General features: G+C 63.9%; 20 protein-coding genes. 10 read left to right on the top strand and 10 right to left on the bottom strand.

Annotated features, from left to right (window positions below; translation table 11 throughout):
• The first annotated feature begins 18 nt into the window (after positions 1 to 18).
• A complete protein-coding gene (locus tag ACFRAH_RS16225) occupies positions 19 to 717 on the top strand; it encodes an arginase family protein (protein ID WP_377991931.1) in 699 nt (232 codons plus the stop codon).
• Positions 718 to 726: 9 nt separating this feature from the next.
• Complete coding sequence (locus ACFRAH_RS16220; protein ID WP_377991930.1) at positions 727 to 1,068, top strand: EthD domain-containing protein; 342 nt, start codon at positions 727 to 729, stop codon at positions 1,066 to 1,068.
• A gap of 178 nt (positions 1,069 to 1,246) precedes the next feature.
• Here the strand turns inward: ACFRAH_RS16220 and ACFRAH_RS16215 are convergent, their stop codons facing one another.
• On the bottom strand, positions 1,247 to 1,753 hold the full coding sequence (locus tag ACFRAH_RS16215) for a ribbon-helix-helix domain-containing protein (RefSeq protein WP_377991929.1): 507 nt from the start codon (positions 1,751 to 1,753) through the stop codon (positions 1,247 to 1,249).
• 351 nt (positions 1,754 to 2,104) lie between these two features.
• On the opposite strand from ACFRAH_RS16215, the gene ACFRAH_RS16210 reads away from it, so the two are divergent.
• The gene (locus ACFRAH_RS16210) at positions 2,105 to 2,263 is read left to right on the top strand and encodes a hypothetical protein (protein WP_377991928.1); all 159 of its coding nucleotides are present in this window, start codon (positions 2,105 to 2,107) and stop codon (positions 2,261 to 2,263) included.
• Between the two features lie 734 nt (positions 2,264 to 2,997).
• Here the strand turns inward: ACFRAH_RS16210 and ACFRAH_RS16205 are convergent.
• Positions 2,998 to 4,221, bottom strand: coding sequence for an ROK family transcriptional regulator (locus ACFRAH_RS16205; protein WP_377991927.1), 1,224 nt, complete (start codon positions 4,219 to 4,221; stop codon positions 2,998 to 3,000).
• A gap of 226 nt (positions 4,222 to 4,447) precedes the next feature.
• Between ACFRAH_RS16205 and ACFRAH_RS16200 the strand changes: the two genes are divergently transcribed.
• The 7 genes from ACFRAH_RS16200 to ACFRAH_RS16170 all read left to right on the top strand — a co-directional run bounded on the left by ACFRAH_RS16200 (position 4,448) and on the right by ACFRAH_RS16170 (position 11,856).
• On the top strand, positions 4,448 to 5,587 hold the full coding sequence (locus tag ACFRAH_RS16200; protein ID WP_377991926.1) for a substrate-binding domain-containing protein: 1,140 nt from the start codon (positions 4,448 to 4,450) through the stop codon (positions 5,585 to 5,587).
• A 127-nt stretch (positions 5,588 to 5,714) separates the two neighbouring features.
• Positions 5,715 to 6,788: a phosphotriesterase gene (locus ACFRAH_RS16195; protein WP_377991925.1), complete on the top strand. Its 1,074-nt coding sequence runs from the start codon at positions 5,715 to 5,717 to the stop codon at positions 6,786 to 6,788.
• On the top strand, positions 6,785 to 7,786 hold the full coding sequence (locus ACFRAH_RS16190; RefSeq protein ID WP_377991924.1) for an ROK family protein: 1,002 nt from the start codon (positions 6,785 to 6,787) through the stop codon (positions 7,784 to 7,786). Before ACFRAH_RS16195 ends, ACFRAH_RS16190 begins: the two co-directional genes overlap by 4 nt.
• Positions 7,783 to 8,757 (top strand): ABC transporter permease, encoded by a 975-nt coding sequence (locus ACFRAH_RS16185; protein WP_377991923.1) that lies wholly within the window; start codon positions 7,783 to 7,785, stop codon positions 8,755 to 8,757. The genes ACFRAH_RS16190 and ACFRAH_RS16185 overlap by 4 nt, the downstream gene beginning before the upstream one ends.
• Positions 8,758 to 8,770: 13 nt before the next feature.
• Positions 8,771 to 9,976: an alanine racemase gene (locus ACFRAH_RS16180; RefSeq protein WP_377991922.1), complete on the top strand. Its 1,206-nt coding sequence runs from the start codon at positions 8,771 to 8,773 to the stop codon at positions 9,974 to 9,976.
• Between the two features lie 24 nt (positions 9,977 to 10,000).
• The gene (locus ACFRAH_RS16175) at positions 10,001 to 10,783 is read left to right on the top strand and encodes an ATP-binding cassette domain-containing protein (protein WP_377991921.1); all 783 of its coding nucleotides are present in this window, start codon (positions 10,001 to 10,003) and stop codon (positions 10,781 to 10,783) included.
• Between the two features lie 32 nt (positions 10,784 to 10,815).
• Positions 10,816 to 11,856 carry an SIS domain-containing protein gene (locus tag ACFRAH_RS16170; protein WP_377991920.1) on the top strand — a complete coding sequence of 347 codons (1,041 nt, stop codon included), beginning with the start codon at positions 10,816 to 10,818 and terminating at the stop codon, positions 11,854 to 11,856.
• A 952-nt stretch (positions 11,857 to 12,808) separates the two neighbouring features.
• On the opposite strand, the gene ACFRAH_RS16165 is transcribed toward ACFRAH_RS16170, so the two are convergent.
• The 8 genes from ACFRAH_RS16165 to ACFRAH_RS16130 form a co-directional block, all read right to left on the bottom strand.
• The gene (locus ACFRAH_RS16165; RefSeq protein ID WP_377991919.1) at positions 12,809 to 13,066 is read right to left on the bottom strand and encodes a hypothetical protein; all 258 of its coding nucleotides are present in this window, start codon (positions 13,064 to 13,066) and stop codon (positions 12,809 to 12,811) included.
• A 292-nt stretch (positions 13,067 to 13,358) separates the two neighbouring features.
• A complete protein-coding gene (locus ACFRAH_RS16160; RefSeq protein ID WP_377991918.1) occupies positions 13,359 to 14,852 on the bottom strand; it encodes a CoA-acylating methylmalonate-semialdehyde dehydrogenase in 1,494 nt (497 codons plus the stop codon).
• A gap of 2 nt (positions 14,853 to 14,854) precedes the next feature.
• Complete coding sequence (locus ACFRAH_RS16155; protein WP_377991917.1) at positions 14,855 to 15,880, bottom strand: Gfo/Idh/MocA family protein; 1,026 nt, start codon at positions 15,878 to 15,880, stop codon at positions 14,855 to 14,857.
• On the bottom strand, positions 15,877 to 16,764 hold the full coding sequence (locus ACFRAH_RS16150; protein ID WP_377991916.1) for a sugar phosphate isomerase/epimerase family protein: 888 nt from the start codon (positions 16,762 to 16,764) through the stop codon (positions 15,877 to 15,879). The genes ACFRAH_RS16155 and ACFRAH_RS16150 overlap by 4 nt, the downstream gene beginning before the upstream one ends.
• Positions 16,761 to 17,546, bottom strand: a complete 786-nt coding sequence (locus ACFRAH_RS16145) for an SDR family oxidoreductase (RefSeq protein ID WP_377991915.1) — start codon at positions 17,544 to 17,546, stop codon at positions 16,761 to 16,763. Before ACFRAH_RS16145 ends, ACFRAH_RS16150 begins: the two co-directional genes overlap by 4 nt.
• Positions 17,547 to 17,549: 3 nt before the next feature.
• Positions 17,550 to 18,563: an inositol 2-dehydrogenase gene (gene iolG, locus ACFRAH_RS16140; RefSeq protein ID WP_377991914.1), complete on the bottom strand. Its 1,014-nt coding sequence runs from the start codon at positions 18,561 to 18,563 to the stop codon at positions 17,550 to 17,552.
• Positions 18,564 to 18,647: 84 nt separating this feature from the next.
• Complete coding sequence (locus tag ACFRAH_RS16135) at positions 18,648 to 19,580, bottom strand: NAD(P)-dependent oxidoreductase (RefSeq protein WP_377991913.1); 933 nt, start codon at positions 19,578 to 19,580, stop codon at positions 18,648 to 18,650.
• Between the two features lie 76 nt (positions 19,581 to 19,656).
• Positions 19,657 to 20,682 carry a LacI family DNA-binding transcriptional regulator gene (locus tag ACFRAH_RS16130; RefSeq protein ID WP_377991912.1) on the bottom strand — a complete coding sequence of 342 codons (1,026 nt, stop codon included), beginning with the start codon at positions 20,680 to 20,682 and terminating at the stop codon, positions 19,657 to 19,659.
• Positions 20,683 to 20,684 lie beyond the last annotated feature (2 nt).

The following is a 20,684-nucleotide window of genomic DNA, read 5'->3' as shown; positions in this document are numbered from 1 at the left end:
AGGACCGAGAGTGTCCCCGTGACCGAAGATTCCCCGGAGCCTGAAATAGAGAAGGGCATCTACGCCAGGAACGTTGTCATAAGCCAGCTCCATGCCGCACTGGGGATCCTCCAGGAGGCCGACCCCGAACGGGTCACCACGCTCGGCGGTGAATGCTCGGTCAGTGTGGCGCCATTCAGCCATCTGGCTGCAAAGTACGGCGATGACCTCGCCGTCGTCTGGCTCGATGCCCACCCAGACTGCACCCTCCCTGAAAGCGACTACGACGGCTACCATGCCATGGCCATCTCGCACCTCACCGGCCACGGCGACCCCGAAGTCCTCGACGCACTGCCGGCAACCATCGACCCGTCGCGCGTGGCCCTCGCGGGTCTGCATGCTTGGGCAGAGGACGAACTGCCGAACGTCCACAATTGGGGACTAAAAACATTCGCACCCCAAGTACTCAACCAGGGCGCAGACAGCCTGCTCGCATGGTTCAAGACCACAGGGTGCTCAAAACTAGCCATTCACCTCGATGTGGATGTGATCGACAGCGCTGACGTCGTCTTCGGGCTCGGCATGGAACCCCAAGGGCTTACAAGGGATGCCGTCACTAAAACGATCGCAGCGCTTCAAAGCTCCGCAGACGTGGTCGGGCTTACTGTTGCAGAGTACGTTCCGCGCCAGGTCCTGGCACTCCAAGACCTCCTCACAAGCATCGAATTCCCCGTATAGGAGCATCAGGTGAACTACACGCTCGCCTTCCTCACGCGCCCCAAGACCGGCCTGTCCCTGGAAGAGTTCTACGCCCACTACACAGACGTTCACCGCCCGCTGGCCGAGAAGCTGCCCGGACTGGTGGCCTACCGTCAAACACGGATCCTCAAAGAGGGATACCGCGGCGAGGACGCAATCGACTACGCGGCGTACTCCGAGTACACCTTCGAAACCGAGGAAGCCGCAGCGGCATCATGGAAATCACCCGAAGCTGAAGCACTCAACGAGGACACGGGGCGTTTCATGGACTGGCCATCCGTGCTGACGATCCCGCTGGCTGAGCTGGGTACCTACCAACGGTCGCAGTAAAGGATGCCGACGGGAGACGACATGGTCTCCCGTCGGCATCCGAGCCCATGGGCGATCCAGCGAACCTGCGCCACCTTCCCGCTCGGCAAGCTGGTTACGGCTGACCTACACCCAAACTGACGGCCAGTCCGTGCCCGCCGGCAAGGGATGAGGCCGTCCTCAGCGAGAACGGACAAAGCTATCCCGGTTGCTGCGCGCTGAGCGTCGTCCACGAAGGATGCTCCCCGCTTTCATGGTGTTGGGGAAGCTGAGGGAAGGCCGTCTCCCAGAGGTGACGGCACGGGTCGGGCAGCCGCATCGAGGGCCACAAAGCCAGCAGCCGGCCGACATTGATGATCCCGGCCATCTCATCGACCGACCCCGAGTTCTGCAGCGTCAACTGGTACAGCACGGCGCAGCTTCCATCATCAGCCACGTCATAGACGTTATCCGGTCCCCAGTCCAAATGGACCGGCAGCTGCACAGTTCCCGACGCCGGCCCTCTGAGAGCTTCAAGCCCACCCGGAACGAGGTAGACGAGGGAATCAGCAATGGTGTGCCGGGCCTCCGGCCCGTACACGTACTCCCGCAGTCCCGCCCGCACGCGTTCGGAAACGGTCGTGCCCTCGCTGGCAGCCTTGGCCTGGGCCCGGTCCCACAAGTCATCCTCGATACGGATCGTATGGCTCGTTGTACCGGCTGACATGGCGCCTTCCCCTCGCTACCTTCCTGTTCCTTCCGCTCCCCACGTTACAGGTGTCATGACACCGTGGAAATGCTTTGCCAGCCAGAGTCGCCTGCCAGCGGCAACCGGGTTTTAGGCCCCCGAAATCCTGAACGCTTCGGCCTGCGGAAACGAAGCCCCACTTGGCATCCCTCATAGAGCCCTGACAGTCATGCAGTCAGCCGGAAGCCCTGCCATGAACAGTCGTGGAGGCAGAAACAGGCAACACCATCCACAGATGGTTCCGCAACTTTTGAAGGTCACATGCAGTTCTACCCCAGGCCGACCATGAACGAGCAGAACAGTCCACCACAACCGAAAAGGAGGAGCGAGATGAACAACCAACATCGAGCAGAAAAGAAATTTTCCGCCGAACGTTCTCAGATCATGTTGGCCAACCCAACAACGTCCATGAACAGCTACCAAAGAGCAAACACTCCAGCACAAGAACCAGGCAAGGAGGCAACCGGCCACACCACCAGCCGCCAATAAGAAAGGCCCCCGAAGGGGCCCTTCACAACACAACATGTGCACCAGTCAGAGGCTAAAAAGCCCCTGAACAGGGAAAACACGTGCCCAAGATGGGACTCGAACCGGGTGCCATCCCTTGAAAATCCGCCGCTCCCCCGAAAACATCCCCAATCCGCCCCAATCCGAGGCCGGTACAGCCGAATCCGAAGCCCCAGGTGTGCACAATGTGCACACCCTCTTTTTTGAGCGTTTTGGAGCATCAGGCAACGACGTGCGCGGTCCGGGAGGCGTGGAGAATTCCCCGCGCCCTCCACCATTCGGCCGTCCGCCGATGGTTCCGTGATCAGCCGGAACGCGACGCACGGGATTGCCCGAGCATTTCTGTGCGGGACGTGAGCCAAGGGCTGGGATTCAACGAACGTCATTCCGTTGCGGCCTCCTTTGAACTTCTCATGGGCGCCACATCCCGAGAGGGCATGACCCCAGCCTCGCCCCACAGAGAGCGCTGGAGAGCCAAAAGGCCAGCGCGTTTTCCAGCACTGACGAAATCACGATTATCGGCCGTTTGGTCCGGCTCTCAATAAGGGAAAGAATTGCTGCCGATTTTGCTGTATTGAGCGCGCGGCGAGGGTGGATGGGCGACCGTTGGCCGGGAACCCTGCCCTCGGTAGCCTGTTGCCAACCGTGCCAGGCACACGGTTCGGGGCGGTAGCTAACCCGTCTGCTCCTGCCGGGCGTGGAGTAGCCGCCTACATCTAACGAATTATTGGTTCAGGTTGGAACGGGCGGGGGGCGGAACGCCCGCCTTGGACCCGCCTGATAGCTTCAGGAGTCAGTGTTTGCGAGACGGGCAGGTCCGCCAGTGACTCCTGCTGCATTCCGAGATCTGAGTAGACAGCGTGAAGACTGGCTACGACTGCCCCCAAAGCACCGGAAAAGTCTCCTAGGGCTGCAGGTAGCAGTCTCGGGGACATTCGCAGGTTGTGTTCAAGGGCGCTCTCGTATCGGTGAAGGCTCGAGGTCAGCGATTTGGCGATGCCGCCGCCAAGCACGATGATGTTGGGTTCGCAGGAGACGGTGATGGCTGTCAGGGCAATGAGGAGAGCATGGTCGAAGTGTGCACGCAGGGTTTCTATCCCGCCCTTGTCGTTTTCGGCGAAGAGCTCTGCGGGACTGTGCAATTCAACTCCTGCTTCAGCGGCCCGGCGTAGTATTCCCGGACCCGTGAGCATGTGCTCGAGTTTGGTCCCGAGCGGACCCACGGGGAGTTGTCCAAATTCTCCTACAAGGCCCCGTTCCCCCTGGAGCACCTTGCCTTCGATTGCGATCCCTGCACCGAGCCCGGTTCCGAGGGTCAGGATGGCTGCAGTTGGCGATGTCCGCGCGGCCCCGAATCTTTGCTCGCCAAGGAGGGCAAGGTTTGCATCGTTGTCTATCATGACGACCTTCTGAACGGCTGCTTGGAACCTTTGCAGAAACCGGCTGTCTTCCACCTGCGTCAGGTGATGCGCGTTGGAGATAGACCTGTTGGTCCTGTTGACTGCTCCCGGGAGGCCAAGGCAGACGGCGCCCACGAGCGGCCAGTTGCTGCCGGCGGCCGACCGCACCTCCGTCGCCAGCCATTCAGCGAGTTCCGGGGCGTTCAGGTCCGAGGGGGTTGGCTCGTCTAGCGCCAGGATCGGGTTGGCCAGAAGATCCGCGACAATGATCCGGGTGTTGGAGGCTCCCAGATCTATCCCTAGGACATATGACCGGCCCGCGACGACGTCCAGAAGCACGGCTCGGCGACCTCTGTTTTCGGACACGATTTCCGAGCCTTCGAGCAGCAGCCCCTCTTCAATCAGGGAGTCGACCGCCCGAGTGACAGTTGCGGTGGAAATGCCCGTGGCTTCAGCGATTTGTTTCCTGCTCGCCGGGGCCAGTCGGAAGACCTCTGCGAGCACCGCGCCACGATTCATCATCCTCGTGCTTTGAACCATCGAGATCCTCTCAGCTTTAGATTCAGCATGAAGTAAAAGATACCGGACGCGGCGCCATTTCTACAGTCCTCGAAACAAATATTGCCCGTATTCTCCGAAAGCTCTTGACTTTGGTTGCATCCTGAAATCAAAATGGATGCAACACGTCAAGGGCGACTCTCCCGGGCTCCCCACGGTGCGGCGGCATCGTCCCTTGACAAGCAGCTCAAGGAAGGTCAGGGAACCGATGGAAACACCCACGCTCGTAGGACGACGCAATGCGCGATGGCTTATCGCCGGCGCGATGGCGCTGGCACTCTCGCTCGCCGGCTGCGCCGGGCCAGGGACATCCGGAGCATCCGGGTCAGGAGCTCCGGCCTCGCCGGCAACACAGCCCAGCCTTGAATTCGCTGGTCCAAACGGCGAAAAGCCCGGCAAGCTCGATGAACTTGCGTTGACCGATGGAGAGAAGGCCAAAGTCAAGAGCGGCAATTACACCGCAGCATTCGTTTGGCACACATCCTCGGAGTTCGTTTCCGCGGTCGAAAAGGGCGCGCGTGAGCAGTTTAGGGATCTGGGGATCAAAGTCGTAGCGAGTACACAAGCTGGCTTCGACGCTGCCACCCAGGCCAACAACCTTCAGACGGTGCTGGCGCTGAACCCTGACATTATCGTGACCATCGCAGTGGACCCGGTCTCGGCGGAAGCGACATTCAAGCCGGCAGTCGAGAAGGGAATCAAGCTCGTCATCATGACCACGCCGCCAGCTCACTACAAGGCAGGGCAGCAGTTCGTTTCCATCGTGACCGAATCGCTCACGGAAGCCGGAAAGCTTAACGCCAAAATCCTTGGGGACGCACTCGGCGGCCAAGGAGACATCGGCTATATGTACCACGATGCCGACTTCTGGTTCACCAACCAGCGCGACAAGGCTTTCAAGGCTTGGACTTCCTACCTGTACCCGAACGAGAAGATCGTCGCTGAGGAGGGCTTCACGGACGAGGCCAAGACCCAGGAGATCGCGGCGGCGATGATAGCGCGCCACCCGGATCTGAAGGGCATCTACGTCCCGTGGGCAACTGCCGCCCAAGGTGTGCTCGCCGCCCTTCGCGACGCCGGCCGCTCCGACGTCAAGGTAGTCACCAACGACCTGGACGCCACGCTCGCAGCCGACATGGCCCGCGGCGGCAACGCGGTTGGCTTGGTGGGCAACAGTTCCATCTCCATCGGCAAGGGACTGGCCACTGCCTCCGCCTACGGCGTGCTGAAGAAGAAGGCACCTGCGCTCGTGGCCACGACGCCGACGGGGATCACTAAGGACAACCTGGCCCAGGGCTGGAAGGACGATTACGGCACCGAACCACCGTCGAGCGTCACAGGCAAGTGAGCGGGCACTGATTCCGGGCCCGGCGACGCTGGGTCCGGAATCAGAACAGGGGCATTACAGCCCTTTGACGCGTCACGACCCCCATCTCTAAAGCCCAACCCACGGGCACATTCTAAAGGAACTTCCCATGGCACAATTTGTGCAGACCGTACTCGGTCCGGTTGACCCGGCCACACTTGGAAAAATCCTCCATCACGAACACCTGACGTCTCTGGTCCCCGGACCGTGGCTCTCGGGTGGACGTCCGGAGACGCTCGCTGACCCGCACACGCTGGTGGTCCCGCCAACGGACCCCGCCTATGTGGACGACCAGGTGTCCCAAGCCGTCGGCGCCCTTAGCGGACTCAAGGACTTGGGCTTCGACACCGTGGTGGACCTCAGCCCCTACAGTGTCGTCGGCCGCACGGCGCTCGGTGAAAACCTGCACCTCCTGCAGCGGGTCTCCGAGCAGTCTGGGGTGCACATCGTGGCGGGAAGCTCCGTCTATTTGGAACCTTACAGCCCGGCCTGGACTGCCGAGGCGTCTCTGGAGGAGATGACGGAGCGGTTCACCGGGGACGTCACCACGGGGATCGGTTCCACGTCAATCAAAGCCGGCGTCCTGGGTGAACAGGCCACTGGACTGAACGAAATCACGGCCCACGAAGAGAAGTGCCTGCGTGCTGCGGCTCGCGCCCACCTAGCCACGGGAGTGTCGCTGGTGACACACACAACGCACGGGACGATGGCCCTGGAGCAGATTCAGATATTGAACGAGGAGGGGGCTGATCTCAGCCGTGTCGTCATCGGACATATGGACATTCAGCCCGAGTTCGGGTACCTGCTCAAGGTCCTGGACACCGGAGCCAACATCGCCTTCGACACCATCGGCAAGGAGTTCTGGGACTTCGTCCTGGAGCCCGGCCCCGCCCAGCCGGCGGAAGGTGAATTTTCCAAACGGGCCTACTACCGCTCTGACGCGAGCAGGGCGCGGAACTTGGCCGAACTGGCCGACCGGGGCTACGCAGGGCAAATCCTGCTCTCCCAGGATCTGACCGGTGCCGAGGTATACCTCAACCCCGGAACCCACGGACAGTGGGGCTACAACTACCTTGGCGCGGTATTCATCCCGATGGTGGCCGAAATCGGCCTGACAAAGGCCCAGGCCGATCTGATGCTGCGGGACAATCCCCTCCGCCTCCTGGCCCAGGAGGGGCTGTGAACGCTGGCCCGGACCGTGCCGTCGCAGATGCGGCCTACTACGTGGTCGGCGTTGATCTCGGGGGGACAAAGATCAGGGCCGGCATCGCCAGCGAAACCGGGACCATCCTGGCTGACCGGAAGGTGCCAACAAACGCCGGCGGCGCCAGCATTGTTGAACAGATTGTCGCCCTCGTCAGTGAGTTGTGTGCAGTTGTCGGCGCCGGCACCGAGCAGGTCGCGGCGACAGGCATTGGTGGCGCGGGAGTTCCAGACAGCTCCGGAGAGAACTTCGATCAGGCTCCCAACCTCTCAGGACTGCGGGACGTGCCTTTTGCGCAGGATCTTATGCAAAGGCTCGGGCATCCCGTGATCATCGAGAATGACGTCAACGTCGCCGCTCTCGGAGAATTGCACTATGGCCTCGGACTGGGTCACTCGGACTTCGTCTTCGTCTCCGTCGGTACCGGGATCGGCATGGGGATCGTGGCGGACGGCCAGCTGATACGGGGTGCCAGGGGGGCCGCAGGGGAAATCGGCTATCTCCCCTTCGGAACGGACCCGCTGACCCCGGAAAACCACGTGCGAGGCCCCCTGGAGGAAGCGGTTGCAGGCGACGCTCTGGTACGCCGTTACGAAATGGCCACAGGGGACCAAATCTCCGCACGGGAGATCTTTACGAAAGTGCAGGACGGTGACGCGGACGCTCGGTCAGCCATCGACGACGAAGCCCGCTGGCTCGCTGCGGCCCTCGTGGCAGTCCACGCGGTCCTCGACCCGGAAGTCTTCGTGATCGGCGGCGGCATCGGCAGTAGGAAGGAGATGTTGCCCCACCTCCACACCTGGCTGGCCCGCCATGGGGCTTCTTCACTCGATATCCGTATAAGCGAGCTCGGCCACCGCGCACCAGTAGCCGGAGCGGTCCGGCTCGCTCTCGCGGCAGCCAAACCCGGGTTGCCCACCCCTACCGCCACGCTCTCCGCACCGGCCGCACCTGCTCAGAAAGGACACACACCGTGAGCACCACAACCCTAGCGAAACCAAACTTCCTGACCCACGTCAAGGAGGTGAACTGGAGCAACTACGTTGTCTACATCGGATTCGCGCTCGTGTTCCTGTTCTTTGCGGTCACACAGACGGCGTACTTCCTCAACACGACCAATCTGCTCAACATCGTGATCCAGGCAGCCCCGATCACGATCATGGCGATCGGAATGGTCTTCGTGCTGAGTACAGGCGAAATCGACCTCTCTATCGGCTCGACCGTAGCACTGTCTGCGTTGACAACCGGCGTAGTCCTTCAAGGAACCGGGCAGTTTTGGATCGGCGCTCTGGCCGGGCTGGGGGTGGGCATCATTGTCGGGCTCGTTAACGGCTTCTTCATCACGATGGTGCGTCTTCCCTCATTCCTGGTGACTCTGGCCACGATGGGCCTGATCGCCGGCCTCGCCCGACAGTTGACCGACCTGCAATCGGTACCCGTGACCGACGGCGCCTTCGTCTGGCTCTTCGGCGGCGGTGATCTTCTAGGGTTGCCGATCATGCTGTGGTGGACCGCCTTGGCGGTGCTTGTTGGCTGGCACCTGCTGCGGCAGCGCCGGTATGGCGCCCACGTTCTGGCCGTGGGCAACAGCGCCTCGGCAGCCCGGGTTAGCGGCATCAAGGTCAACCGCATCCGGCTGATGGTCTTCGTCGGCAGCGCCATGGCCGCCGCCCTCGCCGGTCTCCTGTACGCCGGCCGCCTGCACGGTGCACGCTACACCCTGGGCGAAACCGACCTGATGACGGTTATCGCGGCAGCCATCGTGGGCGGCACCAGCCTGTTTGGCGGCAAGGGGACCGTGATCGGTGCCCTGATCGGCAGCCTCCTGATGAGCATGATCAACAACGGACTCATCCTCGCCGGACTCAATGTCTCCCAGCAGATGATCGTCCGCGGCCTGATCATTCTGGTGGCGGTCTCCTTCTCCCTCCGCGGCAAGAAGAGCTAGAGGAAGGATCACGATGTTCCTCGACCTGCTTCGACGACGAAACCCCCGCTTCCTCTCGGCAATTGCCGACCTGCACAGAGCCGGCGAGCTGCCCGTCAACTGCTACGCAATCGACCTCGACGCCGTTGAACGCAATGCCGTCGCGTTCGCCGCGGAAGCGGCCCGTCTCGGGCTGACACCGTTCGCCATGACCAAGCAGATCGGCCGCAACCCGGACGTCTCCAAGGCACTCGTGCGCTCAGGCATCACGCACGCCGTCGGCGTTGACCTGCAGTGCGCGGTGGCAGCGGCTTCCGGAGGCCTCCGCGTGGGGCACCTTGGCCACCTCGTTCAGATACCTCGGCACGAGGCCGATCTGGCCGCGTCCCTGGAACCGTTGTACTGGACGGTCTTCAGCGAGACCAAGGCCCGGGAGGCTGGTGCCGCGGCACTAAAGCGCGGCCGCGTCCAGGATGTCCTACTCCGCGTAATTGCCCCCGATGACCGCTTCTACACCGGCCACGAGGGCGGCTTCCCCTTGGAAGGAATCGTTCAGGCGGCCGACGCAGTCGACGCCCTCCCTGGCGTGTGCTTCGCCGGCATCACCACATTCCCGGCCACCCTCTTCAACCCGGCGACAGGGACGGCAGAGGCAACCCCGAACCGACGCAGCCTCGCCCGTGCAGCGGCGCTCCTCGAAGCCAGCGGACGGACCGGATTCGCGGTGAACGCGCCCGGAACGACATCAATTTCGGTACTGGAGGGGCTCGCCCGCGACGGAGCCACCCAGGTGGAGCCAGGCCACGGACTAACGGGAACCACCCCCCTGCACGCCGTGGCGGATCTGGCCGAAGAACCTGCCATCGCGTACGTCACGGAAGTGTCCCATCTGTGGAATGACAGGGCCTACGTCTTCGGCGGAGGCTTCTACGTCGACCCGGTCCTCGGTGAAGGCGCCACGCGCGCGATCGTCGTTCCCGGCGCCTCGGACGTCTCCGCCGCGCCGGCGCTTCCTGTGGAAATGCCCGCAGCACAGGCCATCGACTACTACGCCACCATCCCGTTGGACCACACCACCCCGGTCGCGGAAGGCGACACAGTGATCTTCGGATTCCGTCCGCAGGTGTTTGTCACCCGCGCCCTGACAGCGGCCATCTCCGGCATCTCCACAGGCACTCCCCGGGTGGAGGGCATCTGGGCCTCCGACGGCTCCGCACCGCTCGCCCCGGCCCGACCCTGACACCCCAGACAGATAGGACACATCATGACACTCTCATCTTCGGCAGCCGAGGCTGCCACCCCTGAATCCGCTCCGGCTCCGCCCCTCCGGCTGAAGGGCATACACAAAAACTTCGGCGGCGTCGTAGCCATCAAGCACTTTGACCTGGAAGTAAAGGCAGGCGAGATCGTGGCCCTGGTCGGCGATAACGGCGCCGGCAAATCAACCCTGGTCAAGATCATCTCCGGGCTGTACCAGCCAAGCGACGGGGAGATCTGGCTGAACGGCGAACGGGTCAGCTTCCGGGACGCCTCCGACGCACGGACCAAGGGCGTCGAGGTCGTTTACCAGGACCTCGCCCTCGTGGAGGACCAGCCGGTCTACATGAACATGTTCCTCGGCCGGGAACTGACCAAGGGGCCGTTGGGCATCCTGGACAGGAAGGCCATGGCCAGGCAGACGCAGGAGCTCGTGGACACCCTGGACGTCCGCATTCCCTCCGCTAAGGCCACGCTGAGCGACCTGTCCGGCGGGCAGCGGCAGGGCGTCGCCATCTGCCGCGCCACGCACTGGGCCAGCAGCCTGGTGCTCATGGACGAACCCACGGCGGCGCTTGGCGTCGCCGAGACTGCGAAGGTCGAGGAAGTCATCCTCAAGCTCCGCTCCAGGGGTGCTGCTGTTCTTATCGTCAGCCACAACATGGACCAGGTGTTCCGCATCGCCGACCGCGTCTCGGTACTCCGCCGCGGAACCCAGGTCGGCACCAAGAGGCTGGCCGAAACGTCCCACAACGAGGTCGTCGCCATGATTACGGGACTGAGCTCATGACCATCGAAGGGCAGCCCTCGCCAGGGGGTCACATGCGGGCCGAGATCGCCGAACAGCCAGCACGCTGGCAGGATCTCATCAGTCAGCAACAGCCCGCCTTCCTCAAGGCTGCCGAACTGTTCCGCACGGTCAACCCGGAGCTACTGGTCTTCGCCGCGCGCGGGTCAAGCGATCATGCCGCAATGTACGGACAGTACCTGGCACACAACCTCCTCGGTATTCCCGCCCTGCTATCGACCCCCAGCACGGTCACCGCGTTCGGCACCGAGTTGCGGTATCCGACGTCCATCATGCTGGCGGTGTCGCAGTCGGGCGAATCACCGGACCTCCTCGATACGGTCAAAGCCGCAAAGCGGGGCGGAGTCCCCGTGATTGCCCTGACCAACCACGAGTCCAGCACACTCGCAGCCTTGAGTGACGTGCATGTCAGCCTCATGGCAGGGCCTGAACTTTCAGTGGCAGCCACCAAGACCTACACCGCCGAACTGCTCGCACTGTATGTCGTGCTGAGGCTCGCCGCAGGCGGCTCCTGGAGCGAGATCCAAACACGGGCGAACGGAGCCATCGAAACCGCAACCCGGGTGATCGACAGGGCCACCTCATGGGCCGAGCAGCTTGCAGAGACGCTCCAGGACACTAACAAGGTCCTGCTGGTCGGCCGCGGCTACTCAATGTCCACGGCAAAAGAAGGCGCACTTAAGCTCATGGAGACCAACTCCATAGCCGCCTCGGGCTGGAGCGCCGCCGACGCGACCCACGGACCCCTCGGACAAGTGGAGCCCGGCACGCCGGTCATTGCCTTCACATCCAGCCCTGGAGGGCGAGAATCCGTTCACGCCTTTGCCGAGGCGGCCCGCGCTCTTGGTGGCCGACTCATTGTCATCGGGCCACGCGGAACTGATGATGCGGAAAACCTTGAAATTCAGGCTGCGGCTGGGTCCGCGCTCGATCCGGCGCTGCTGCCTCTGATGGAGATCATCCCTCTCCAGCAACTGGCGTTGTGCCTGGCCTTGCGCCGGGGAATGGACCCAGACCGCCCCGCGGGACTCAAAAAGGTGACAAAAACCGTGTGAAGGGTCGCGCCGGACTTCCGTTGGCTCCGGTAACTCCTCCTAGTGGCTAGAGCGATAAATTGCGCCGATTTCAGGCACCTTCGATATCGAGGAAACAGCATGACGCGACGCGTCCACCCGGCGGCACGCGCCCACCTCGGCGCGGCTTCCTACCCCGACTTCTTGAGTCGCTCTGCTCATGTCCGGCTCGGCCCATTCCAGGGCCGCGACGAGGTGCGTGGTTGCCCCCTGACAACCCGTAACACCGTCTGCTGGGATACCCCGGCGAGCCCGGCAACATCGGACATCCGCGCAGCCTTGGACCTGGCGGCGAGCCGCTCCCCTCGCCCCATTGGGGTTTCGGGCTTCTGACGACGCGGGCATCGTGGAACCACTCCATTGTCCCCAGCTAGCGTCGAAGAGCCCGAAGCTAGCCGGGCGGTGTGCAGCTGTCGCAAGTGCCGATACCACAGGACTTCGGAATGCTCATCGTTGGGCCACTCCGGCCCCTCCGATGTACTTCCGGGTCGTGTAACTGCCGTCCATGGTTGAGGCCAGCGACGGCGGTCCGTCGAAGCCGATGCCACCCCCCGACCCGGTTCTCGTTGCCCCCGTACACCGAAGCTGACCCCTCGACCAACCCTCAGCTTGTAGGACTGCAGTTCAATCATCGTCACGCTGGGCTACACCCAAACCTGACGAACGTCGGCTACATGTCCTGACTTTCTTCTGGGTACACGCCTTGGAGGCCGGTCTGGTCCAGCACTCCCGATGGCGGGTGTTCCGGAAGCCGTCTTTGCCCGTGACTACGGGATCAGCGCGACGCTGTCCGAGCGCCTTGTGGTGGGCGTAGCTCAGTTTCCTCAACTTGACCGGAGTTTCGCCAATGGAGTGGGCCGGCCCGGTTGCCTGCACTTGTTGACGGGCTCCATGATTGGTCGAGTCGGGATCTCCGGCATGGGCACTTGGCCGGTCAGATCTCGTCAGGTGAGCTGGAAATAATGTAGTCCGCTGCTGCCGGGCCTTTCATGACAAGGTGGTTGTGCTCCGGCCGAATTCGGTGGGCTTTCAGCGCCTGCCACAGGGCGGCTGGATCCTGCGGTTGCTCTTCGTTCAGCAAGCACCAGCTGGTGTAAACCCCGTAAAGCTCATCAAGGCTGAGGCCTGCATCGTTGTCGTGTTCCTCAAAGACCGCCTGGGTGAGGAATCCTTCAAAGTGGGATTGACTCATAGGGGCCCTCTTTCATCAACGTCTCCTGAGCGAGGCCCCTTCGGGCCGCCGGTACCCAGAAATCTATAGGGAGAGCGGTGCCGTGTCAGTAGGCGCGGCGACGCCATGTCAGGTCGGGCTAACGCATGAGCATTCCTTAACTCTGGCCTTCTGCGAGCCAGCGAAAGGACTAGCGGTCGCGCTGGACCGGACCCTCACCGCTGGCCATTGGCGAGACGGGACCGGCTGCGTTGACTATCAGCGCAGCCGGTCCTTCGCCGCCTCGGTGAGGGCTGCCCGTAGCGGGAGACGTTCAGTTGGAGGGGAAGTTGTACGAAGCGCCGGAGGCGTGGTGGGTTTCGGGCCAGCGGGAGGTGATGACCTTGCCGCGGGTGTAGAAGGAGACGCCTTCGGGACCGTAGATGTGCTTGTCGCCGAACAGGGAAGCCTTCCAGCCGCCGAAGGAGTAGTAGGCGACCGGGACCGGCAGTGGCACGTTGATGCCGACCATTCCGACGTCCACGGAGCGCTGGAACTTTCGGGCTGCGGCGCCGGAGGAGGTGAAGATGGCGGTGCCGTTGCCGTAGGGGTTGGCGTTGATGAGGGCGATCCCGGCGTCGAGGTCCTCGACGCGGACCACTACGAGAACCGGTCCGAAGATCTCCTCGGTATAGGCGCTCATCTCGGTCTTGACGTGGTCGATAACCGTGGGACCAACCCAGAAACCTTCCTCATGGCCCGGGACCACCAGGTCGCGGCCGTCCACTACCATCGCAGCTCCCGCGGCTTCCGCTTCGCTGATGGTCTTGACGATGAAGTTCTTGGAGTCCGCACTGATGACCGGGCCCATGTCGGCGTCCGGTTCCGTGCCGTTCTTGACCTTGACGGCCACGGCGCGCTCCTCGACCTTCTTGACCAGCAGGTCGGCGGCGTCTCCGACGGCGACCGCGACTGAGATCGCCATGCAGCGCTGGCCTGCCGAGCCGAACGCGGCGGCGGCGAGGTGGTCGGCGGCGTTGTCGAGGTCGGCGTCGGGCAGCACGATGGCGTGGTTCTTCGCCCCGCCCAGGGCCTGGACCCGCTTGCCGTGCGCCGTTGCCACCTCGTTGATGTGCCTGGCCACCGGGGTGGAGCCCACGAAGGAGATGCCGTCCACATCCGGGTGGGTGAGGAGGCCGGAGACCACTTCACGGTCGCCGTGCAGGACCTGGAACACGCCGTCCGGCAGTCCCGCCTGCTTGAAGAGGTCAGCCAGCAGCATTGCCGCGGACGGGACCCGGTGGGAGGGCTTGAGGATGAAAGCGTTGCCTGTGGCGATGGCCATCGGTGCCATCCACAGCGGCACCATGACGGGGAAGTTGAATGGGGTGATGCCGGCAACCACGCCGATCGGCTCCCGGAAGGAGAACACGTCGATCCCGGTGGAGACCTGGTCCGAGTATTCCCCTTTGAGCAGCTGCGGGATGCCGCACGCGAACTCGATGACCTCCAGCCCGCGGCCGATCTCGCCCTTCGCGTCGGAGAGGACCTTTCCGTGCTCGGCGGTGATCAGCTGCGCGAGCTCGTCCACGTGGGCGGCGACCAGTTCGCGGAACTTGAACAGCACCGCGGTGCGCTTAGCCAGGGAAATATCGCCCCATGTAAGGGCGGCGGCCTTGGCGGCCGCGACGGTCGCCTCAAGGTCCGCCCGGTTGGCCAGCCGCAGCTCTGCGGTGACGGCGCCGGTGGCCGGGTTGTAGACAGGCTTGGTGTCGGTTCCGGACCCTGCGACCTCGGATCCGCTGATGAAATGGTTAATGAAAGTCATGGTTACTGCTCCTGTAGTAAGTGGTGTTCCACGGCGTGGACCGGTTCGACGTTCCGTGGGAGTCCTGCGGCGAGGGATTCATGAAGGGCGAGGCGGACGGCCAGGTTTTGCTCGGTCAGTTCCTGATGGACAACCTCTTGCCCGGCGCTGCGGGCCCAGACGCTGAACCGTTCAATTTCGACCTTGAACGGGTCCTCGATGACATCGAAGACCTCGGAGCTGCCGTCCCGGAGCGAAACGGTCACGCGGGCCGCCTCCCCCGGAATCGGGTCAAAGGCGTTGTCCAGAGTGATCTGCCCCTTTGTACCGATGATCTGGAACGTGTTCACGCGGGGACCTTCGAAGCCGCAGTCCAGGGTTCCGATGACGCCGTCGTAATCCAGGATCGCGGCGACGCTGGTCTCCACCGGGTCCGCCGGGCTGGTCCCCTTGGCGTAGACGGTGGCGGGGGTGCGTCCCATCACCATGTTCATGATGTCGACGGCGTAGCATCCCACATCATTGACCGCGCCTCCCTCCAGTCCCGTCTGCAGCCGGACCTCGCCCGGGCTGCGGTCCATCACAAAGTGGAAGCGCGCATGCATCGAGACAATCTGTCCGATACGGCCGGCGTCGATGAACTCCCGGACCTTTTGGTGTTGCGGGTGGAACCGGTACATGAACGCTTCCATCAGGCTCACCCCGTTCCGCCCGCAGGCCTCGACGACGCGGGCATAGTCTTCGAGGCTGCCCACCAGCGGCTTCTCGCACAGAATGTCTTTGCCGGCCTCGGCCGCCGCGATGATCCATTCGGCGTGCAGGCCGTTGGGAAATGGCAGGTAGACGGCCTCGATGGCCGGATCCGCCAGCAGTTCCTCATGCGATGAATAGACGGCTGGGATGCCGAAGCGGGCAGCGACCTCGGCGGCTCGCCCGTTGGGGCTGCTGATCGCCGAGGCGGTGGCGTTACGGGCCTTCTGCATGGCCGGCAGGAACCGGTCCTGGGCGATGCGGGCAGTGGTGAGAACGCCCCAGCGCACCGCACTCATTGGGCGAGCCCGGCTTCCAGGTCCCGGAGGAACGCCACCGACTGCCGCACGTCCCGGACGGGGCCGTCCCCTGCCGGTGCGGCGTCCAGGATGGTGTCCTGTTCCATCGTGAACCAACCGCCGTAACCAGCCTCTATCAGGTGCAGGACGATGTCGGCGATTCCGGCGTCCCCTTGGCCGAGCGGGACGTACATCCCGGTCTTGACGCCGTCGGTGTAGGAGATTTCACCCTTCTGGACCCGCTCGGCGACGGCCTTGCGCACGTCTTTGAGGTGCGTGTGGCCGACGCGTGCGGCGTAGTCCCGGGCGAGCTGGCCGGGGTCCGTGCCGCCGATGAGAAGGTGGCCGGTGTCCAGGCAGAGGTTCGCGGCGGTGTCGTTCAGGACGCGGTTGACGTCCGACGTCGTTTCGATCATGGTGCCCACGTGTGGGTGCACCACTGCCTGAATGCCGTGATCGGCGGCTGCCTTGACGATGGTGTCCAGGTTCCGGCCGAACAGGTGCCAGCCATCGGCGTCGAGCTCGTGGCGCTGGTCGTACCCGGCGACGCCGGTTTCCGCGGCGAGCACCATGATGCTGGCCCCTGCTGCCTGGTAGGCGTTCAGTTCCGCCGAAACCGCTTTGAGCGGGTCTTTGGAGGCATCGTGCAGGATGATCGGGAAAAATCCGCCGATGGCCTGCAGGTTGTGCCTCTGCAGCACTTCGGCGCGCGCAGTTGCTTCCTCGGGCAGGAAGCCTGCCGGGCCGAATTCGGTGGCGGTGATGCCCAGGGCTGTCATCTCGGACAGGACGCGGTCCGCTTCAAGTTGGTGCCCCCATCCGGGGACTTCGCACACGCCCCAGGAGATGGGGGCGGCGGCAAGGCGGCTGGTGATGATGCTCAATCTGATCCTCCAAGTACGTTCTGATCCCAGTCAATGACCGAGCCGGTGACCACTCCGCTCCTGCTGGAGAGGAGAAAAACTGCGAATTCGGCGATCTCGTCCACTTGTCCGAGCTTGCCCATGGGTACGGAGGCATTGGCTTTTTCCAGCCAGTCGTCTCCTGCGCCATGGAATTTCCTTTGGGTCGCTTCTTCTCCGTCGGTGGCAGTCCAGCCGATGTCCAGGCCGTTGATCCTGATCTTGTCCCAGCGGTGCGCGTGGGCGGCGTTCCGGGTGGCCCCGGACAGCCCGGCCTTCGCCGCCACGTAGGGCGCGAGGTAGGGCTGGCCGCCGAGCTCGGCGATGGAAATGATGTTCAGGATGCTGCCGGGAGCTCCGCGCTCCCGGAGGTGTCTGATGGTTTCGGCCATGATGAAGAACGGCGACTTCAGGTTGACGGCGATGTGCGCATCGAAGAGTTCCGGTGTGGTGTCCAGCATGGTTCCCCGCGTGGTCAGGCCGGCGGCGTTCACGGCGCAGTCGAGCTGCCCGAATACGGAGATGGTTTCCAGTACGGAGTTCCTGGCCTGGTCCACATCGGCGAGGTCGGTTTTGATGAAGCGGGCCTTAACTCCGGTTTCCTCCAGTTCGGCGGCGAGCCTCTCGCCGGAGCCGGCGTTGCGGCCGGTGATGGCCACTCCGGCGGCGCCTTCGGCCGCCGCCCGGCGGGCAATGCCGGCGCCCAGGCCCTGGGTGCCTCCGCTGACCAGGACCACCTTGTCTGCCAGGAGCGGGCTGTTCATTTCCTACTCCTTTCCGATGGTGACGACGCGGCCGGACCTGGCGGATTCCTCGGCGGCGTTGGCCAGGACGAGGGCCATCACGCCGTCGTCGAAGCCGGGGCTGCAGCTGGTCCCGCCCCGGATGGCCGTGACGAAGCTGTCCAGTTCGTTCCGGTAGGCCTGGCCGTAGCGTTCCAGGAAGAACGGCAGGTAGGCGTCGGATTCTTCGGTACCCGCGGCGCTGTACTTTCGCACGGTGGTGGGGGCCATGTTGCCGGCGGTCAGCAGGCCCTCGCTGCCGAAGGCTTCCAGCCGCTGGTCGTGGCCGTAGGCGCTGTGGCGGGAATTGATGATAGTGATCTGCTCGCCGCCGCGTCCGCGCAGGTTGATGACCACGGAGTCGAAGTCGCCGGCCTCTTCGATGTAGTCGCAGAACAGGTTCGAACCGGTGGCCGAGACTTCGACGATGTCGGGGACGAAGAACCGGGCCATGTCCAGGTCGTGGATGCTTTGGTCGCGGAAGATCCCGCCGGACGTTTCGATGTAAGCCTTGGGCGCGGGGGCCGGGTCCCGGCTGATGATGGTCAGCTGCTCCAGGCGCCCGATTTCGCCGGCATCAACCCGTGAGCGGAGCGAGGCGAAGTTCGGGTCGAAGCGGCGGTTGAAACCGAGCATCAGCGGGCTGGTGGTTCCGCGGATCTGGTCCCGGCATTCGCGGACCCGGTCGATGTCCAGGTCGATGGGCTTTTCGCAGAGGGCCGCGACGCCGGCGGCCGCTGCCCGGGAGATCAGGTCCACGTGCGTGCTCGTTGGCGAACCGATGATGATGGCGTCCAGGTCAGAGTTGGCGAAAACCTCATCGGCGGTTTCGACGGCCAACGCCCCTGTGGTGGCGGCCAGGGCCTGCGCGCCCTTGATAAACGGGTCAGCGATCCAAGCCAGTTCCAGGTCAGGGTGATCGGCGATGTTCCGGGCGTGAACCTGGCCGATGCGGCCGGATCCGAAGAGTGCAACCTTGAGCGGTCGTTCACTGGACATGGGGATGGGTCCTTTCCTGTTTCCCACCGGCGGATGAGTCGCCTGCGGTTAGTTGAGCTTCATTGAGATCGGTGGGGCTGTTCGTCACGGGGCGGCCACTGCCGCCGGGGAGCGCCCGGCGAGGACGTCGACGGCGCCTTTGGCGGCGTCGCGGACCGTGTGGGCCATACCCTGCCGGGTGAACCCCATCAGGTGGGGCGTCAGGACGACGTTGCCGTGGTCAAAGACCGCGTGGTGCGCTGGCGGCTCAGGATCGTAGACGTCCAAACCGAGGCCGCCCAGCTGCCCGGAGAGAAGGGCTTGGTGGGCGGCGTCCAGGTCCACGAGTCCGCCCCTGCTGCAATTGATGAGAATGGCCCCCGGGGGCATCAGCGCGAGGCGTTCAGCGTTGATGAGGTTGTGGTTTTCCGGCGTCAACGGCACATGCAGGGTGACGAAGTCGCTGCGGCCCAGCAGTTCCCCGACGGTTTCGCAGCGGATCCCGGCGGGGACGTCTGCGAACGGATCGAAGGCCAGGACCTTGAGGTCAAAGGCCTCCGCGATCCGGGCCACGCGGCGCCCGATGCGCCCGTAGCCGATGATGCCCAGGGTGAAGCCCTCCAGGTCCCCGACGGCCACCCCGGAGCGTTCCTCCCAGCGGCCGTCCCGCACGAGCGACGTCAAAGCCGACAGCTTCTTGACCAGTGCCAGCAGGTGGGAAAACACGCCTTCGGCGACGGAGGCCGTGTTGCTCCCGGGCGTGATGACCACGGGAATTCCGCGGCGGTTCGCCTCCGCGACGTCCACGAGGTCGGTACCGACGCCGGTTCTGGCGATGACCTTCAGCGCGGGCATGCGGTCAAGGAGTTCACGGTCCACACGGTAGGCCGCCCGGACAATGGCGGCGTCGGCCCGGGCAAGGTCCGCCTCGGTGGGGTTGTGGATGATTTGCTGGTGCGGAGCAAGTTCCGGTTCCACCAGTCCGGCCTCGACGCCGCCTAGGGCTACGAGTATTTGGGGTGTGGTTATAGAAGCCATCGTCATCCTTGATGATGTGGGGGTGCACTCCCGGAAGGGCTAAGGAAGCCCGCGGAGTGACGGTTTGGGTGGGAGGTTAAAGGCCGAGCAGGCTGGACTTGCGGATGACCAGTTCAGGGACGATCGGCTGATGGACGAAGCCGCCATCAAAGTCACGGTCCTGGATTCGTTCCAGGAGCGTTTTGGCCCCGGCGACGCCGATGCCGGAACTGTCCGGGTCGACGGTGGTCAGTCCCAGACGGGGCATGGCACCCAACGCGATGTTGTCGTACCCGGTGATGGCCACTTCGACGCCGCGTTCATCGGCAGCAGTCATGGCGCCGAAGGCGGCGAGGTCGTTGATGCACGCCAGCGCCGTGGGCCGCTGGTGCCTGGACCGCGAACCGCCCAGCGCCCGTTGGGCGGCGACGTAGCCGGATTCCTGGAAGAAGTCGGCTTCGACAATGTGGATGTGGCGCGCCAGTCCGTGTTCTTCCATGGCGGCGGAATATCCGTCCACGCGCGCCCGGCCCACCGAGCCGCCCAGCCCGCCCAGATGGGCAATGTTCTCGTGTCCCTGGGCGATCAGGTGTTCAACGACCATGCTCATGCCGAGGGTATCGTCGCTGCGGACGACATCGGCGGTGTCGATGTAGTCCGGTCCGCCGCCGGCAAAGACGACCGCGCCGCCCGAAACCGCCCGGTTGAACGGCGCCTTGTCGGGTACCGTCCCCACGACCAGCAGACCGGCTACGCGCAAATCCCTGAAGGCCTGGAGGATGGACTGGTCCACTCCCCTGCCGGCGGCCGTGACCGCACTGAAGAGGACGGTGTGTCCGGCTTCTTCGAGCACGGTCCGGGCGGCGTCGGCCACGTCGAACGCCCACGGGTTGTGCATGTCGCTGACCAGGACGCCGATGGTTCCGTTGTCCCGGGTAGCCAGGGACCGGGCTGCGAGGTTCAGCTCATAACCCATCTCCTCGACAACTTCGAGCACCCGCTTACGGCGTTCGTCGCTGACGCGCGGTGAATCGCGCAGGACGAGGGAAACCAAGGACTTGGAGACGCCGGCGCGTTCGGCGACGTCCTTGATTGTGGGCCGACGGGCGGATGCAGTGGTCATTG

The organism is Arthrobacter sp. NPDC056727 (assembly GCF_042790555.1).
Lineage (GTDB): Bacteria > Actinomycetota > Actinomycetes > Actinomycetales > Micrococcaceae > Arthrobacter.
Note: the sequence above shows the minus strand (reverse complement) of the source record. Positions and strands in the feature narration are given on the sequence as shown.